At 70.2% G+C, this 16,272-nt stretch carries 15 protein-coding genes; 4 read left to right on the top strand and 11 right to left on the bottom strand.

Translation table 11 applies throughout. The features are described 5' to 3' along the window. Nucleotides 1-119: 119 nt before the first annotated feature. The 9 genes from AC5RUW_RS10935 to AC5RUW_RS10975 all read right to left on the bottom strand — a co-directional run bounded on the left by AC5RUW_RS10935 (nt 120) and on the right by AC5RUW_RS10975 (nt 10,294). The gene (locus AC5RUW_RS10935; RefSeq protein ID WP_494160723.1) at nt 120-677 is read right to left on the bottom strand and encodes a histidine phosphatase family protein; all 558 of its coding nucleotides are present in this window, start codon (nt 675-677) and stop codon (nt 120-122) included. After that, a complete protein-coding gene (locus tag AC5RUW_RS10940) occupies nt 674-1,801 on the bottom strand; it encodes an ABC transporter ATP-binding protein (protein WP_494160724.1) in 1,128 nt (375 codons plus the stop codon). The genes AC5RUW_RS10935 and AC5RUW_RS10940 overlap by 4 nt, the downstream gene beginning before the upstream one ends. Then, a complete protein-coding gene (locus AC5RUW_RS10945; RefSeq protein ID WP_494160725.1) occupies nt 1,801-3,564 on the bottom strand; it encodes an ABC transporter permease in 1,764 nt (587 codons plus the stop codon). The genes AC5RUW_RS10940 and AC5RUW_RS10945 overlap by 1 nt, the downstream gene beginning before the upstream one ends. Further along, on the bottom strand, nt 3,548-4,588 hold the full coding sequence (locus tag AC5RUW_RS10950; protein WP_494160726.1) for an ABC transporter substrate-binding protein: 1,041 nt from the start codon (nt 4,586-4,588) through the stop codon (nt 3,548-3,550). The genes AC5RUW_RS10945 and AC5RUW_RS10950 overlap by 17 nt, the downstream gene beginning before the upstream one ends. Beyond that, nucleotides 4,572-5,528 (bottom strand): metallophosphoesterase, encoded by a 957-nt coding sequence (locus AC5RUW_RS10955; protein ID WP_494160727.1) that lies wholly within the window; start codon nt 5,526-5,528, stop codon nt 4,572-4,574. The genes AC5RUW_RS10950 and AC5RUW_RS10955 overlap by 17 nt, the downstream gene beginning before the upstream one ends. Continuing rightward, complete coding sequence (locus AC5RUW_RS10960) at nt 5,525-6,241, bottom strand: tyrosine-protein phosphatase (protein WP_494160728.1); 717 nt, start codon at nt 6,239-6,241, stop codon at nt 5,525-5,527. The genes AC5RUW_RS10955 and AC5RUW_RS10960 overlap by 4 nt, the downstream gene beginning before the upstream one ends. Nucleotides 6,242-6,427: 186 nt before the next feature. Further along, a complete protein-coding gene (locus tag AC5RUW_RS10965) occupies nt 6,428-7,624 on the bottom strand; it encodes an ROK family transcriptional regulator (protein ID WP_494160729.1) in 1,197 nt (398 codons plus the stop codon). Nucleotides 7,625-7,763: 139 nt separating this feature from the next. After that, nucleotides 7,764-8,822, bottom strand: a complete 1,059-nt coding sequence (locus AC5RUW_RS10970) for an ABC transporter permease (protein WP_494160730.1) — start codon at nt 8,820-8,822, stop codon at nt 7,764-7,766. Then, the gene (locus AC5RUW_RS10975) at nt 8,819-10,294 is read right to left on the bottom strand and encodes a sugar ABC transporter ATP-binding protein (RefSeq protein WP_494160811.1); all 1,476 of its coding nucleotides are present in this window, start codon (nt 10,292-10,294) and stop codon (nt 8,819-8,821) included. Before AC5RUW_RS10975 ends, AC5RUW_RS10970 begins: the two co-directional genes overlap by 4 nt. A 232-nt stretch (nt 10,295-10,526) precedes the next feature. On the opposite strand from AC5RUW_RS10975, the gene AC5RUW_RS10980 reads away from it, so the two are divergent. The 3 genes from AC5RUW_RS10980 (at nt 10,527) to AC5RUW_RS10990 (ending at nt 13,939) form a co-directional block, all read left to right on the top strand. Further along, entirely contained in the window at nt 10,527-11,573 is a 1,047-nt protein-coding gene (locus AC5RUW_RS10980; protein WP_494160731.1) for a substrate-binding domain-containing protein, read from the top strand. 118 nt (nt 11,574-11,691) lie between these two features. Further along, on the top strand, nt 11,692-12,846 hold the full coding sequence (locus AC5RUW_RS10985; RefSeq protein ID WP_494160812.1) for a Gfo/Idh/MocA family protein: 1,155 nt from the start codon (nt 11,692-11,694) through the stop codon (nt 12,844-12,846). A 91-nt stretch (nt 12,847-12,937) separates the two neighbouring features. Next, entirely contained in the window at nt 12,938-13,939 is a 1,002-nt protein-coding gene (locus tag AC5RUW_RS10990) for a sugar phosphate isomerase/epimerase family protein (RefSeq protein ID WP_494160732.1), read from the top strand. A 71-nt stretch (nt 13,940-14,010) separates the two neighbouring features. On the opposite strand, the gene AC5RUW_RS10995 is transcribed toward AC5RUW_RS10990, so the two are convergent. After that, nucleotides 14,011-14,310, bottom strand: a complete 300-nt coding sequence (locus AC5RUW_RS10995; RefSeq protein WP_494160733.1) for a hypothetical protein — start codon at nt 14,308-14,310, stop codon at nt 14,011-14,013. After that, entirely contained in the window at nt 14,285-14,746 is a 462-nt protein-coding gene (locus AC5RUW_RS11000; protein WP_494160734.1) for a hypothetical protein, read from the bottom strand. The genes AC5RUW_RS10995 and AC5RUW_RS11000 overlap by 26 nt, the downstream gene beginning before the upstream one ends. 332 nt (nt 14,747-15,078) lie before the next feature. On the opposite strand from AC5RUW_RS11000, the gene AC5RUW_RS11005 reads away from it, so the two are divergent. Beyond that, nucleotides 15,079-16,179 (top strand): thermonuclease family protein, encoded by a 1,101-nt coding sequence (locus tag AC5RUW_RS11005; RefSeq protein ID WP_494160735.1) that lies wholly within the window; start codon nt 15,079-15,081, stop codon nt 16,177-16,179. Nucleotides 16,180-16,272 lie beyond the last annotated feature (93 nt).

Below are 16,272 nucleotides of genomic sequence, written 5' to 3' on the forward strand. Positions count from 1 at the left end.
CGGGGCTCGGCGGCGCGTGATCACCGACCTCCGTTCGGCTTAGTCCCAGCCAAGCGGACCGACGGCTCCGCTATGAACGCGCCACCCCGACTCCGCGCCCTCCAGCAACAACCGGCCGCCTACACCCGCGACCCATCGACCAGCACGTCCAGTGGAACCTCCACCGCCTCGCCGTTCAGCACCCGCGGATACGGCCGGCCGGTCAGTTCCGAGAGGGTGAGCCTGATCAGCGTGCCGTGAGCCACGGCGATGATCCGCTGGCCGGGATACTGCCCGGCCACAGTGCGCAGCGCGGCGAGCCCGCGCTGCGCCACGGCGTCCTCCGGCTCACCGATGCCAAGCGCGGCCGTCAGCTGCGGTTCCGTCGGGCCGTTCAGGTGCAGGCCTTCCGCCGTTCCATAATCCCGCTCCACCAACCCCGGGACGGTGCCTCCGGTCCTGAGTCCGGCCGTGTCCGCGATGATCTGGGCTGTCTGCACGGCACGCTGCAGCGGCGACGAGACCACCATGTCCCACGAAGCAGCCGCCAACAGCCGCCCTGCCGCACGTGCCTGGGCACGGCCCACGTCATTGAGCGGGTTGTCGGTGCGGCCCTGCAACCGCCGCTCCTGGTTCCAGTCCGTTTCGCCGTGCCGGACCAGGACCAGCCGTTCGGGCGGCCTCCCGTGCCCGATCATGCCGGCACCAGCTCGGGGTGGGAAGCAGCCGTGCCTGCGGTCTGTGACGCGAAGACGCGGGCGCGGAGCACCTCCGGCACCACGCGATCCCCCGGCCTGGGCGCCCATCCCGTGACATGTGCCCGCAGCGTCCTGCCCTCCCAGTGAACCGAAACATCAAACCCGTGCGGCCCGTAGAGCGAGGAGGTCACCACACCGGCCCGTGCCCGGCCTGAGCCGTCACCGATGTGCGGGTGCAGCACCAGGTCCAGCGGAGACACCGCGGCGGTCACGGCGAGCGCGGTGTGCCCCAGCCCATCGGGTCCCAGGCAGGGCCCGGCTTCGAGCCGCGCCACGGGGATGCTGAGTCCTTCCGCGATCTCAAAGCGCCCCTCTGCCCAGGTGCCCTCCAGCAGGACGGCATCGTTGACGAAGGACGCCACAAACGCCGACGCCGGGTGGCGCACCAGATCCTGTGGCGTGCCGACTTGTTCAATGCGCCCCGCGCGCAGGACAGCAACCCTGTCCGCCAGAGCCAGCGCCTCCGCCCGGTCATGGGTGACGTGCACCGAGGTCAGCCCCTGCTCGCTGGTCAGAGCTTTGAGGTCCAAACGCAGCCTCGCCCGCAGCGGCTCATCGAGCGAGGACAGTGCTTCGTCCAGCAGAAGGGCCTGCGGAGCGCCGGCAATCGCCCGGGCCAGGGCCACCCGCTGGCGCTGGCCTCCGGAAAGGGCCGCCGGTGCCCGGTCCCCCAGACCGTCCAGGCCGACCAGTCCCAGCACACTGCGCACCCGGACCTCCGCTTCTCTGCGGGCCACGCCCGCAAGCCGCAGCGGATATCCGACGTTCCGGGCCACGGACCAGTGCGGCCAGATCGCGTGGTCCTGGAAGACCATGCCCAGGTTCCGCTTCTCGGGCGGAATCCAGACCCCCGGTCCCGAGACCGGCTTGCCGCCGAGGCGAAGGGTGCCGGCCTCGGGTTGAACGAATCCGGCAATGCTGCGCAGCAGGGTGGTCTTCCCGGACCCCGAGGGGCCCAACAGGGCCAGGAACTCGCCGTCGTGCACGTCAAGGTCAACATCCGACAGGCCGACGTGGCCGTTGGCATAGACGTGGCGCAGGCCTTGCAGGCTGATTGAAGACATTACTTTCCCTTCTGGAGGCGGGTGCGCGCGGTGCGGCGGGCGCCCACGGCGGCGGTCGCGGAGAGGCCCGCGACGCCGACAATCGTGATCAGCAGCGCCAGGGCGGACGCCGAGTTGTAGTCTCCGGCCTGCTGGAGGTTGAAGATGACCACACCCAGGGTCTGGGATCCAGGCGCGACCAGGAGGATCGAGATGGTCAGTTCACGCACCGCGGTCAGCGCGACGACGACGGCGCCGCTCACCGCCGCGGGCACGCTCAGCCGCAGTGCCACGTCCCGCAATGTCCGCAGCGGACCGGCACCGGAGATGCGCGCTGCCTCGTCCAGGGACACCGGCACGGATTCCAGCGGCGCACGCACCGATTGGACCACCAGGGCCAGGAACGCCATCACGTACGCACCGAGGATCACCCACGGCGTGTTGAAGATCCCCAGCGCAGGAGCGACCAGCAGCCAGGCGACGGCCAGGACGAGTCCCGGCAGGGCCTGCGGCAGCATCGCAGTGACGTCCAGGGCGGCGTTGGAACGATGCCGGGTACGGGTCAGGAGCGCACCGACACACAGCCCCAGGACACCACAGGCTGCCGCTGCGCCGAGCGCGAGCATCACCGAGTTGGCGATCCCGGTGAGCGCTCCGCCGCTGGTCACGGCGCGGGTGATGTTCTCCAGCGTCAGGTTCTCCCAGGTCAGCGGAACACCGGGGGCGGGCAGCAGCGCCTGCTCGGTCAGTGCCATCAGCGGCAGGACACAGACGACGACGGCGGTCCACCACAGCAGCGCGGCCACGCCCCAGCGGGCGGCGCCCAGCTGCAGCGGCAGCGAAGGCGCTCCGGAGCCGCCGAGTTCGCTGCCGCCGGGCAGCCGACGCTGCAGCAGCACGGCGGCCAGACCCAGGACAAGCAGCACGACGCCGATCGCGGCCACGGCCGGCAGCGGATTGGTCACGGTGCCGGAGGCGAGGTAGCGGTACACCAGCGTGGTCAGCGTGGTGTACCGCTCCGGCAGCCCGATGAGCGCGGGAATCCCGAAGTCGGAAAGGTTGGCCACCAGCGTGAGCACGAACGCCGCGACCACGGCGGGACGCACCAGGGGCAGGGTCACCTGGCAGAAGGTGCGCAGGCCGCCCGCTCCGCTGATCCGGGCGGCTTCCTCCAGGCTGCCCGGGACCCGGCGCAGCGCTGCGCTGATCACCAGGTAGGCCAGCGGATAGGAGTGAACGGCGAGCAGGAAGACCACTCCCGTGCCGCCGAAAATGTCGAGCACCGGGTCCGCGGAGCCGGTCAGCGCCATCAGGGTCCGGTTCACGGTCCCGGCCGGAGCGAGCAGCGCCATCCAGGACATCGCGCCGATGAACGGCGGGATGAGGAACGGCAGCAGGAAGATCCAGCGCAGCACGGTCCGCCCCGGCAGATCGGTGCGGTCGAGAACCACGGCCAGCAGTGCACCGAAGGCGGTGGCCAGCACCGCTGATCCCGCCGCGGACGACAGCGAATTCCACGCTGCAGCCAGGACGTCGGGGTCCGTGAGCACCCCGGCGTTGGACGGCTGGGCACCACGGAACGCAATGACGCCGAGCGGGAGGAGCACCAGCAGGGCCAGCACCGCCCAGACCGCCAGCCGAAGCCAGTGCAGTCCGTCACCCCGGGGCCCCCTGCCGGCGGCGCCGAAGCGCGCCGCCGGCCGGACCCCAGCGCTGCCGGCGGCGCCGAAGCGCGCCGCCGGCCGGACCCCAGCGTTGCCGAGAGCGTTACTTGAGAAGCTCATTGAACTTCGCGACGGAACTGGCCTGCTTTTCGGCGATGGCCGCGAGGTCGGGATTCAGCAGTTCCAGATCGGCGAGGGCAGGGGCACCCGCGGGGACACCGGCGTCGTCGCGCACCGGAAGGTAGGACTGCGCCACCGCCAGTTCCTGGCCCTCCTTCGAGACCAGGAACTCCACGAACTCATGGGCGGCCTCCGGGTTCTTCGCATCGGTGAAGACGCCGGCGGGCTGGGAGACGTACGGCACGCCGTCGGTGGGGTAGGCAAGGCTGACGGGCGAGCCCTTATCCGCCAGTTCGCGGGCCACGTAGTCCACCACGATGCCGATGCCCGAGGTTCCTGCCGCGACGGCCTGGCCCACCGGGCCGTTGCTTTCCAGCACGGTCGGGTCATTGTTGACCAGGTCCGTCAGCCAAGTCTCGCCCAGGGCCGGGGTTTCGAGCCAGACGGCGGTATTGAAGGCAGCCGCACCGGACACGTCAGGGTTCGGCATGGCGATCATGCCCTTGTACTGCTCGTCGACCAGATCGGCCCAGGACTCGGGGGCGCTGTCCACCAGCGTGGTGTTGTAGGCGATGACCGTGGGAATGATGCGGGTGCCCACGTAGTAGCCCTCGGCGTCGACGACGTCAGGGTTCAGTTCACCGGTGTTGTCGATGTCCAGGACCTGCAGGTCCCCCTCAGCGGCGTACGCCTCGAAGGTGGGGACATCGGCAGCGAGGATCACGTCGGCCTGGATGCCTCCTGTCTCCTTCTCGGTGGCGATCCGGGTCTTCAGCTCCCCCGTGCCGGCGCGGAACACTTCCACGCTGACGTCCGGGTTAACTTCGTTGTAGGCGGCGACCAGCTCGTCGATCTTGGCCTGCGGCTCGGAGGTGTACACCGTGAGGCTGCCGCCGGCTCCTGCGGGGGTGCCGGAAGGTGAGGCGTCCGAAGCGCTGTCGGCGCCGTCGGCACCCCCGCCGCAGGCGGTCAGCAGAGCCACGGCAGCAAGGGCGAGGGCGGGGTACTTATAGCGGTGCAGCAATGGATTCTCCTTGGGAAACCGGCAGCAACGGCTGCGGCCGGCGGACATGACCCGGCACCCGTTCGGGAACCGGAAGGGGATGGGTGGAAGGGAGGGTGGCCGTGGCGGCGAGGTTCCCGCCGTGGACAACGGGCTTCGTGAACACCGGGGCCCCGGAGGTCTGCAGCGGCACGGGGACGGCGCTGAAGCCGTCTGCCTCCAGCCGGATCACCGAGAACCAGCTGCGGTCCAGGCCCTGGACGGTCTCCGGCGCGGCAAGGAGATCCTGGGCGTAGGACACCGCCGGGCCGGCCCAGACCGGCACCCCGCCCAACCGTCCCGAGACCACGTGATGGTAGTGCCCGCACAGGATGGCCCGGACGTCCGTGCCGGCCACCACCCCTGCGAGTTCCGCTGGCCGGGCGAGGCCCCGCCCGGCCAGCTGCGGAAGCAGCGAACTGACGGGAGGATGGTGCAGGGCCAGCAGCGTGCCGTCCGGGGCGGGCCGTCGGAGGACGGAACGGAGCCAATCCAGCTGCCCTTCGGTGAGCCGGCCCGCGGGGCGTCCGGGGTCGTCCGAATCCAGCGTGATCACGCGCAGCCCGCCGACGATGTGCACGTCGTTGCCGGGGCCGGGGCCGGTGGCGGTCCGCGATCCCGTGAAGGCTTTCGCCTCCCATGCCGGAGCGCCGGGGACGTCATGGTTGCCGGGCAGCACGATGACCGGGCAGGCCAGCGTCCGGGCTGCCCGGGCGAAGAGCCGGGCGGCGTCCGCGTAGATGTCCGTGCCGGAATCGGCGATGTCACCGGTGACCACGACGGCGTCGGGCCGGTAGCGGGCTGCGGCCTCCAGAGCCTGCGCTGTGCGTGCCCAGGTGTCCAGGGACCCGAAGAGCAGTTCACCGGGCGGGCGCAGATGGGTGTCCGTGAGGTGGATCAGGGTGTACCCGCGTGCGTTCATGCTGCGGGAGCCCCGGATCCACGCAGGGAGGTCCGGGCGTGGTCCAGCAGGTCCTGGCCCAACCCGTGCTTCCGCAGGTAGGCGGCGGCCCCCGTCTCGCCGCCGAAGGATTCCTCCGCCAGAACCGTCAGGACATGGTCCAGGACCGCGGGCGGGCTGGAGAGATGCAGCCGCACGGCAGCGGCCTTTTCCACCGGATCGGCGATGCGGGCGTCCAGACGCCGGAGCACAGCCTGGCGGAAGGACGCGGGGAGGGCTGCTTCCGTTCGGGAGTAGTCCTCCACAATGGCGCGGCGGGAGGCGCCGGCAGCGGCGAGCGTCAGCGCGATAACCAGCCCGGTGCGGTCTTTGCCGGCAGCGCAGTGCACCAGGACCCCGCCGTTAAGGCTCCGGATCGTCTCGCCGACGGCGTTGGTCACTTCCTGCGCGCAGTTCTGCAGCAGGTGCCGGTAGACGGCCTCGATGGGTTCGGAGACCGGGATCTCTCCCCGGTAGAGAGGCAGGTTCACCACCCGGGTGCCGGCCGGAACAACGTCGGGAGCAGCCGCACGCTCCACCGGTTCGCGCAGGTCAACCACCGTGGCGATCCGGGCCGCGGCGAGTTCCGCGAGATCGGCAGCTTTCAGCTCGTTCAGGGCCCCGGAGCGGAAAAGAACTCCCCTGCGCAGTCCCGGAGTTCCGGTTTCAACTGCCGCATCACGGAAATTGAACAATCCGCTGACGGAAGGTGGAACGTGTGCAGAGGACGGCAAGCTGGAAGTCGACGTGGTATTCAAGGGAACCTCGGGTTAGTGCTCGGTGGGGGCCCTCCGAGTTAATGCAGCCGAGGTGAATCAGCGGTAAACATTTCCTTGCACCCGGGCCAACCATTCGCAAACAGTTTGACCCGGCGGTTGCCTTTAGACCCCAGCACCCGCGGCCAGCATCCGGTCCACGCTCTCCACCGACAGTGCATGGTGGATCGCCAGCATGGACGCCCCCAGCATCCCGGCGTCCAGCCCGGACGCGGACTGCACGATCCGCAGGTGCTGGGTGGCCAGCGGCATGGTCCGCGAGTACACCACCTCCCGCACCCCGGCAATGAAGTGCTCACCGGTCAGCGCCATCGATCCGCCGATCACGATCACCGCCGGATTCATCATGCTCAGGCAGGCGGAGAGCACCTCACCGACGTCGCGGCCGGCCTGCCGCACCGCATGCACGGCCTGCTGGTCCCCGCTGTTCACCAATGCCACCACGTCCCGGCCGTCCCGGGCGTCCAAGCCCGACTCGCGCAGCTTCGCGGCCACCGCCGGGCCGGAGGCCAGCGCCTCCAGGCAGCCGTAGTTCCCGCACCGGCAGAGCATGTCCTCCCCGCGCGGCACCCGGATGTGCCCAATGTCCCCGGCCACCCCGTCCGCGCCGCGCAGCAGCTCCCCGTTGCAGATGATCCCGGCGCCGATGCCGGTGGCCACCTTCACGAAGATCAGGTTTTCCACGTCCGGCCACGCCGCCTCGCGCTCCCCCACCGACATCACGTTCACGTCGTTGTCCACCAGCACCGGCGCGCCCAGCTTCTCCCCCAGGTAGCCGGGTACGTCGAAGCCGTGCCAGCCGGGCATGATCGGCGGATTGATCGGCCGGCCGGTGCTGTGCTCCACCGGCCCCGGCACCCCGACGCCGACCGCCAGCAGGTCCCGCGTCGAGCGGCCTGCCTGCTCCAGCAGTTCGGCGGCGAGCTCGGCCACGGTGTCCAGCACCGCCTCGGGGCCGTTGCTCACCGGCAGGTCCCGCAGCGCATCGGCCAGGCAGCCGCCGGCCAGGTCGGTCAGCCCCACCCGCAGGTGCGAGGCGCCGATGTCCACGCCGAGCACCACCTGCGCCCCGGTGCTCATCGCGAACCGCGACGACGGCCGGCCGCCGGTGGACACGGCGTCCTCCACCGGCGCCACCAGGCCCAGGCCCATCAGCGCGTCCAGGCGCAGCGCGATCGTGGACCGCGCCACCCCCATCAGGTCCGCCAGCTCACTGCGGGTACGCGGCTGCCCGTCGCGCAGCAGCTGGAACAGTTCACTGGCGCCGGCGTAGGCAGGCGCCGTCTTCCTTATATCGACCACTGGGCAATTGAAGCACAGGAATCGGCGTTACTTCGCAGGTCAACGGCCAATTGGCCGGCACCGCCGGCCATCCCGGCCCGGCCCCCGAACGCCGCCCCGCCACCCAAATCGGCCCCCATCCCGACGCCGCCCGGGCGCCTCACAACGCGCCCTTGCGCCGGCCGGTGCCGCGCACCGCGAACCGCTGCTGCAGCAGCACCGCGACCACGATGATCGCGCCCTTGGCCACCTGCTGCACCGAGGTATCCAGGTTGTTCTGCGTGAACACGTTGGTGAGGATACTGAACAGCAGCACGCCCAGCACGGTGCCCACGATCGTGCCGCGCCCGCCGATCAGCAGCGTGCCGCCGACGACGACGGCGGCGATCGCGTCCAGCTCAAACAGCAGCCCGTGGGTGGAGGTCCCGGCGGTGGTGCGGCCCATCATCATCACCCCGGCGATGCCGACGGTGATGCCGGAGAGGATGTACAGCCAGACGATGTGCCGTTTGACCTTGATGCCGGCCAGCCGGGCCGCCTCCAGGTTCCCGCCGATCGCCACCGTGCGGCGGCCGAAGGTGGTGCGGTTGAGCAGGAACCAGCCGGCCGCGGCCACCAGCGCGAAGATCCAGATCAGCAGCGGCACGCCCAGGAAGTTCGAGCGCATCACCGACAAAAAGTCCCGCTCGATGACAATCTGCGTGCGCCGCCCGGAGATCAGCTCTGCGGCGCCGCGGGCGGCCACCAGCATGGCCAGGGTGGCGATGAACGCCACCACGTTGCCGTAGGCGATGATCACCCCGTTGATCAGCCCGGCGAAGATCCCGACGGCGAGCGCCACCGCCACCATCAGCAGCCAGCTGGTCTCCCCGGCGGTCCGCTGCACGGCGGTCAGCGACGCCACCACGGTGGTCAGGCCCATCACCGAGCCGACGGACAGGTCGATCCCGCCGGCGGTGATCACGAAGGTCATGCCCACGCAGATCACCCCGATGATCGAGGCGTAGCGCAGGATGGTCAGCGCGTTCTCCACGTTCAGGAACCGGTCCCCGCTGGTCAACGCGCCCACCACGCACAGCACCAGCAGGGCGATCACCAGCCCGAGGTTGCGCCCGGCGGAGCCGCTGAGCACGCTGCGCAGCGGGTTCGGGCGGGCGGGCGCGGCGGCGGCGCCGCCGGCCGGGGGCGGCTGGACCGCCGTCGTCTTGGACTCACTCACTGCGCGTTTCCTTTCAGCACCAGGTCAAGCACGGTGTGCTCATCCATGTCGGTTGCGTTGCCGGTGGCGAGCACCCGGCCGGCGTCGAGCACCAGCACCCGGTCCGCCAGCCCGAGCACCTCCTCCAGTTCGCTGGAGACCACCACCACGGCCACCCCGTTGGCGGCCAGCGCCCGGATCAGCCCGTAGATTTCGGTCTTGGCGCCGACGTCGACGCCGCGGGTCGGCTCATCGAGCAGCAGCACCCGGGTGCCGTGGATCAGCCAGCGGGCCAGCAGCACCTTCTGCTGATTGCCGCCGGAGAGGGTGCGGGCAGGCCGCTCCGGATCCGCCGGATGCAGCTGCACGGCCTCCGCCTGGGTCCGGGTGGCCTCCTTTTCGCGGCGTTCGTTGAGCAGGCCGCGGCGGGCGAAGCGTTCAAAGGTGGACAGCGTCGCGTTGCGGTAGATCGGCTCCTCCAGCAGCAGGCCCTGGCTCTTGCGCTCCTCCGGGGACAGGCCCAGGCCGACGTCGATCGCCGCGGGCACCGAGCCCGGGCGCAGCGTCTTGCCGAGCACCTTCACCGTGCCGGCGGTGGAGCGGCGCGCCCCGTAGATGGTCTCCAGGATCTCCGAGCGCCCGGAGCCCACCAGCCCGGCCAGCCCGAAGATCTCCCCCGGCCGCACGGAGAAGCTCACGTCGCGGAAGACCCCGGCCAGCGCCAGGCCCTCGACCTCCAGCGCCGGCTCCGCGTCCGCGTCCGCCGGCGCGCGGGGCGGAAACACGTTGACCGCGTCGCGGCCGGTCATCAGCCGGACCAGGTCCGCCCGGCTGGTGGCCGCCACCGGCAGCGAGGAGGCGGTGCTGTAGCCGTCCTTGATCACCGAGATGCGGCTGCCGATCTGCCGGATCTCCTCCAGCCGGTGCGAGATGTACACGATCGCGATGCCCTGCGCGGTGAGTTCGCGGATCACCCGGAACAGGTTCTCCACCTCCCCGGTGTCCAGGATGGCGCTCGGCTCGTCCATGATGATCAGCTTCGCGTTGCGGGACAGCGCCCGGGCCATGGACACGATCTGCTTGCCGGCCGCGGACAGCGAGCCGACCTCCGTGGCCGGGGACAGATCGGTGTGGCCCAGCCGGGCCAGCAGCTCCCGGGCCCGACGGCGGGTATCGCGCACCCGCAGCACCCCGGCCCGGGCGTCCTCGTGGCCGAGGAAGATGTTCTCCGCGACGGTCAGCCCGTCCACCACGTCCAGCTCCTGGTACATGGTGGCGATGCCCAGCTCCAGCGCCGCCGTCGGGCGCGGCAGCTGCACCGGCTCGCCCTGCCAGCGGATCTCGCCGCCGTCGGGCTGGTGCACCCCGGAGAGGGCCTTGATGAGCGTGGACTTGCCGGCCCCGTTCTGCCCGAGCACGCAGTGCACCTCGCCGCGCAGCACCTGCAGGTCCACCCCGCGCAGGGCGGGCACCCCGGCGAAGCTCTTGGTCAGGTTCCGGACTTCCAGCAGCGGTTCCGGCCGGGCTGCGGCGGCGGCCGGGGCCTCGTGGGATGCGGTCATGCGACGGAGCATACACACTTATGTCGATTGTCAGTAGTATGTTGGCGCTTTATCGCCGGACTTCTGTTACTGTGAAGCCTGTCACGATGAGGTGCGGGGCGGAACCCAGGTTCCTGCGGGCCTCAGCGGGCACCGCAGCGCCCCATCAACAGAGGAGAAAGCCATGCACGCAGCACGCATGTCGGGCCGGAGGCAGCTGGTCACCACCGCGGCGTTTCTCGCCGTCGGCGGACTGGTCCTCACCGGATGTTCCAGCGGCGAGGACACCAGCACGGAACCGACCAACAACTCAGTCGAAGGCAACCAGGCCGAGGGCGACGCCGTCGTCATCGGCTTCTCCGGCCCGGCCGCCGACCACGGCTGGCTCGGCGCCATCAACTCCGCCGCCCTGGCCGAGGCGGAAAAGTACCCGGACATCGACCTGCGCGTCGCCGAAGGCACCAATGACGCGAACCTGCAGATCAGCCAGGTGGAGCAGTTCATCAACGACGACGTCGACGCGATCGTCCTGCTGCCCACCGACGGCGCGGCACTCACCGACGTCGCGACCCGCGCCATGGACGCCGGCATCCCGGTGATCAACGTGGACCGCGAGTTCTCCTCCCCGTTCGCCGCGCGCACCACGGTGCTCGGCGACAACTACGGGATGGGTGTCAGCGCCGGCACCTACATCTGCGAACAGGTCGGCGACGATCCCGACGCCGTGGTCGCCGAGATCGCCGGCATCGACTCGTTGCCGCTCACCCAGGACCGCAGCCAGGGCTTCGAGGACGCCCTGGCGGACTGCGGGCTGGAAGTCAGCAACCGGGTGGCCGCGGACTTCACCGTCCAGGGCGGGGAGGCCGCGGCGTCGCAGCTGCTCTCCGCTGCCCCGGAGATCGACGCGCTGTGGAACCACGACGACGACCAGGGCATCGGTGTGCTCGCCGCGATCGACGCCGCCGGCCGGGACGAGTTCATCATGGTCGGCGGCGCCGGCTCGGCGAACGCGATGCGGGAGATCCAGGCCGGGGACTCGGTCATGCAGGCCACGATCATCTACCCGCACACCCAGGCCGCCGACGGCATCCGGCTGGCCCGGCTGATCGCCCAGGACAAGGCGATGAGCGACCTGGTGGAGATCGAGGTGCCCAACCGGGTGGTGCTCAACGCCCCGGTGGTCACCAGCGAGAACGTGGACCAGTACCTGCCCACCGCGTTCGAGTCCTGACCGGCGCCCGACGTCGGCGCGCCGCCCGCCCGGGCGGGGCGCCGGCGTCGGGCACCTGCTCCCCCGATTTCAACCGAAGGGAAACACGATGGAAGCCGAGAAGCCGCTGCGGGTGGCCATGGTGGGGCACGGGTTCATGGGCGCCGCCCATTCCCAGGCGTGGCGGGTGGCGCCGCGGTTCTTCGACCTGCCGCTGCGCCCCGAGATGACGCTGCTGGCCGGCCGGGATGCGGACCGCACCGTCGCCGCCGCGCGGAAGTGGGGCTGGGCGGAGTCCACCGCCGACTGGCGGGAGGCGGTCACGCGGGAGGACATCGACGTGGTCGACATTGTCACCCCCGGCGCCTCGCACGCCGAGATCGCGGTCGCGGCGCTGGACGCCGGCAAGCACGTGCTGTGCGAAAAGCCGCTGGCCAACACCGTGGAGGAAGCCCGCGCGATGGCCGACGCCGCCGCGCGGGCCGGGGCGCGCGGGGTGCGGGCGATGGTCGGCTTCACCTACCGGCGGCTGCCCGCCACCACCCACGCGCGGAACCTGGTGGCCGCGGGCGGCGTCGGCACCGTCCGGCAGGTGCGGGCGGTGTACCTGCAGGACTGGCTGGTGGACGCCGACGCGCCGCTGACCTGGCGGCTGCAGCAGGAACAGGCCGGCTCCGGAGTGCTCGGGGACCTCGGCGCGCACATCATCGACCTGGCCCAGTACATCACTGGCCGGCAGCTGACCGAGGTCAGCGGCACCCTGGAGACCCTGGTCGCTGAGCGGCCGGTGCCCGACGCCGCCGCCGGAGCCGTCGGCCTGGGTGCCGGCGGTGCGGGGTCCGGGCGCGGGCCGGTGACGGTGGACGACGTCGCGCTGTTCACCGGCCGGTTCGAGGACGGGGTGCTCGGCTCCTTCGAGGCCACCCGGATGGCCACCGGACGGAAGAACGGGCTGCGGCTGGAGGTCTCCGGCAGCCGCGGGGCGCTCAGCTTCGACCTGGAGGACCTGAACTTCCTGGACTACTACGACTACACCGCCCCGGCCGGGCAGCAGGGCTTCACCCGGATCATGGTCACCGAGCCGGAGCACCCGTATCTGTCCGCCTGGTGGCCGGCCGGGCACTCGCTGGGCTACGAGCACGGCTTCGTGCACCAGGCCAAGGACTTCGTGGAGGCGGTGGCCGACGGCGGGCAGCCCGCGCCGTCGTTCGCCGACGGCCTGCAGGTCCAGCAGGTGCTGGACGCCGTGACCCGCAGCTCCGCCGACTCCAGCGTCTGGACCCCGGTGAAGTAACCGCGAGCGCACGCCGCGGCGCCGGCGTCGCCCGCCCGCCGTCGCGCACGTCAGCACCATCTGTTTATCCGATCGTCTGAAGGAGCCAGCCATGACCCGTCCAGTCACCCTGTTCACCGGCCAGTGGGCCGACCTGCCGTTCGAGGAGGTCGCCCGGCTGGCCTCCGGCTGGGGCTACGACGGCCTGGAGATCGCCTGCTGGGGCGACCACCTGGATCCGTGGCAGTGGGAGGACGAAGCCTACGTCCAGGGCCGCCGCGACATCCTGGAGAAGTACAACCTGAAGGTGTACGCCATCTCCAACCACCTGAAGGGCCAGGCGGTCTGCGACGACCCGATCGACCAGCGGCACCGGGACATCCTGCCGAACGTGGTCTGGGGCGACGGCGACCCGGAAGGGGTGCGGCAGCGCGCCGCGGAGGAGATGAAGCACACCGCCCGGATGGCCGCCGCACTCGGCGTGAAGACGGTCGTCGGGTTCACCGGCTCCTCCATCTGGAAGTACGTGGCGATGTTCCCGCCGGTGGGCGCGGACGCCGTCGAGGCCGGCTACCAGGACTTCGCGGACCGCTGGAACCCGATCCTGGACGTGTTCGACGAGGTGGGCGTCCGGTTCGCGCACGAGGTGCATCCGTCCGAGATCGCCTACGACTACTGGACCACGGTCCGGGCGCTGGAGGCGATCGGGCACCGGCCGGCGTTCGGGCTGAACTGGGATCCGAGCCACTTCGTCTGGCAGGACCTGGACCCGGTGAGCTTCCTGTGGGACTTCAAGGACCGGATCTACCACGTGGACTGCAAGGACACGAAGAAGCGGATGTCCAACGGGCGCAACGGCCGGCTCGGCTCGCACCTGCCGTGGGCGGACCCGCGGCGCGGCTGGGACTTCGTCTCCACCGGGCACGGGGACGTGCCGTGGGAGGACGCGTTCCGGATGCTCAACACCATCGGCTACGACGGGCCGATCTCGGTGGAGTGGGAGGACGCCGGGATGGACAGGCTGGTCGGGGCTCCCGAGGCGCTGGCGTTTGTCCGATCGCTGGCGATGGATCCGCCGGCGGCGGCGTTCGACGCCGCGTTCTCCTCGCGGTAGGGGGTCTGGCTGGCGCCATGGATAGTGCACCGCCTCGGGTACCGGGGCGGTGCACTCGTTCAGCTAAGTGATTAGCGGCCCAGCAGCTTCTGCCAACGACTGCGCTTTGGGGTTTTCGTGCCCTCACGGGTCTTGGCGTCCGCCTTGGCGATGATGCGCTCTGCATTTTCCAGAATCTGCTTTTGGGTTCGCGAGTTGGCGACGACGGTCTGCCCGGTGGACTTCAGCTCGACTCGGTAGGAACCGCCGCTCGGTGCGCGGAGTGTGTATGGACCACCGCCCGCGTTGCGCGGCGACCCGTTGCCGGCAGCTGGCGTTCCCCGCGACATGGATCGGTTCGCGGCACTAGCGGTGCCCTGCTGATGATTCACTGGAGCCTCCTTCGCCGGTCTCATTCTCTCCCATCGGCGGGGTTTCGCCTATGGGCATCCCCTCCTCATCAACCTGGCTATCGGCTGTTTCGGCCGCCTGCTGGGCTATCGCTTTGACCGTCTCGTCACGAACGGCTGCGGCCATCACCTTCAACAGCGCTTGGTCAGCGTCCGTTGCCCATTCCGAATCCTGCATTTCGGCAACGGCGGCCATACCCGTGGCGCGTGTCTGCTCGTCGTCGGACAGCGAGGCGTCAATGGCCCACTGCACGCGGTTCCACCAGGCATTGCGATTGTCGGCATCCCGCTTTTGTTTCACGGTCCCGCGGTATGCCACAAACGCCACTATGGCTGCGACCAGTGTCCCCAAAGGGGCGATCTTGGCCAGATCGACCAAGGTCTCCCACACCCAGTCCCCAATATCCTCTGTGTCCACCTTCGGCCTTTTCAGTTCTGATCGTTGTTGCAGCCTTGCAGCAGTCACCCTGTATCGGTGATGAACCTAACGAACCTGTGCAGCTGAATGTGGGTTGACTCGCCGGGGAGGAAGAGTGGTGGCGCTCCAACACGCACATTCCGTGTGCAGGACACCCCTCCCCGCGTTCCCCTACCGCCTGCCCTCGGCCGGCCGATGGTATTTCCGGACCATTCGATAGTTGGGAAACACATGCACCACACCTTTGGAGCAGCGCCCTCCTCTGCACCCGATCACGGGCAGCAGACCAGCGCAGCTCAGCAGCCAGGGCCTTCCGTTGCAGGAGCCCGCCGATGATCACCCGGAAGGTGCTGCTCTCGGCGGCAGCCGCCGTCGCCGTTACCGCCTCCACCGTCGTCTTCGCCACTGCTGCCAATGCCGACAAGGGCGAAGTCATCCGCGTCATCGACGGCGACACGCTGGTCGTGGACTTCGACGACCAGGAACTGACCGTCCGCCTGCTGAACGTGGACACCCCGGAGACCAAGGATCCGGACAAGCCCGTCGAGTGCCTGGGGCCGGAGGCCACCGCCTTCCTGGAGGAGGCCCTGCCGCCCGGCAGCAAGGTGAAGCTGGAGTTCGACGTCGAGCGCGAGGACCGCTACGGCCGCACCCTGGCTGCCGTGTACGACGGCGAGGACCGGCTGATCAACGCCGAAATCGCCCGCCGGGGCCTCGGGGTCCCAGTGACATACGGCGAGAACCGCAAGTTCCGCCCCGAAGTGGACGCCGCCTATGCGGACGCGGAGGCCAACGGGGCCGGGTTCTTCGGCGCCGAGACGGAGTGCACGGTGCCCGCCATGGTGGCTGCCCTCGAAGAGGCGGCGGCACAGGCCGCGGCCGAAGAAACGGGTACGACGGCGGCCTCCGCCGCTACCGCCGCAGCGGCAGCCTTGGCGCTCGTCAAGGTGGTCGACGAGGCATACGACGCCGTCGAAAAGGGCGCCAAGGCCGGGAAGAGCATGATCTGGACGGCGCTGTCCGAAGCCGAACACATGGCCCTCATGACCCGGGCGGCCGCCGCCCGGGACGGGGCCCATGCCCGGCACGACAGCCTGACCGCGCTGCAGGCGGAGCGGAAGGCCGCGGAGGACGAAGCGGCACGCGTCGCGGCGGAGGCCAAGGCGGAAGAGGAGCGGAAGGCCGCTCAGGCCGAGGCGGACCGGATTGCCGCCGAGCAGGCCGAGGCCGCCCGCGTGGCTGCTGCGGAGGCTGAACGCGCTGCCGCGGCCCATGCCGCCGCTCACGCGGCGGCGCAGGCCGAGGCCAACCGGCAGGCCCAGCAGCAACAGCAATACGCTCCCCCGCCGCCGGCCCAGGACAGCAACCCCTACCCGGGCTACACCGGGCCCCGCTGCTACGCGCCCGGCGGCAAGACCTGGCGTCCCTGCTGAGCCAAATCGGGGTGGTCCACGGCCTCTGGAAATGGCCGAATCATAGAACACTAAGGCTGCTTAGTACATTTTGCATTCGGCCGTCACTGTGTC

This window comes from Arthrobacter sp. Y3222053 (genome assembly GCF_059092805.1).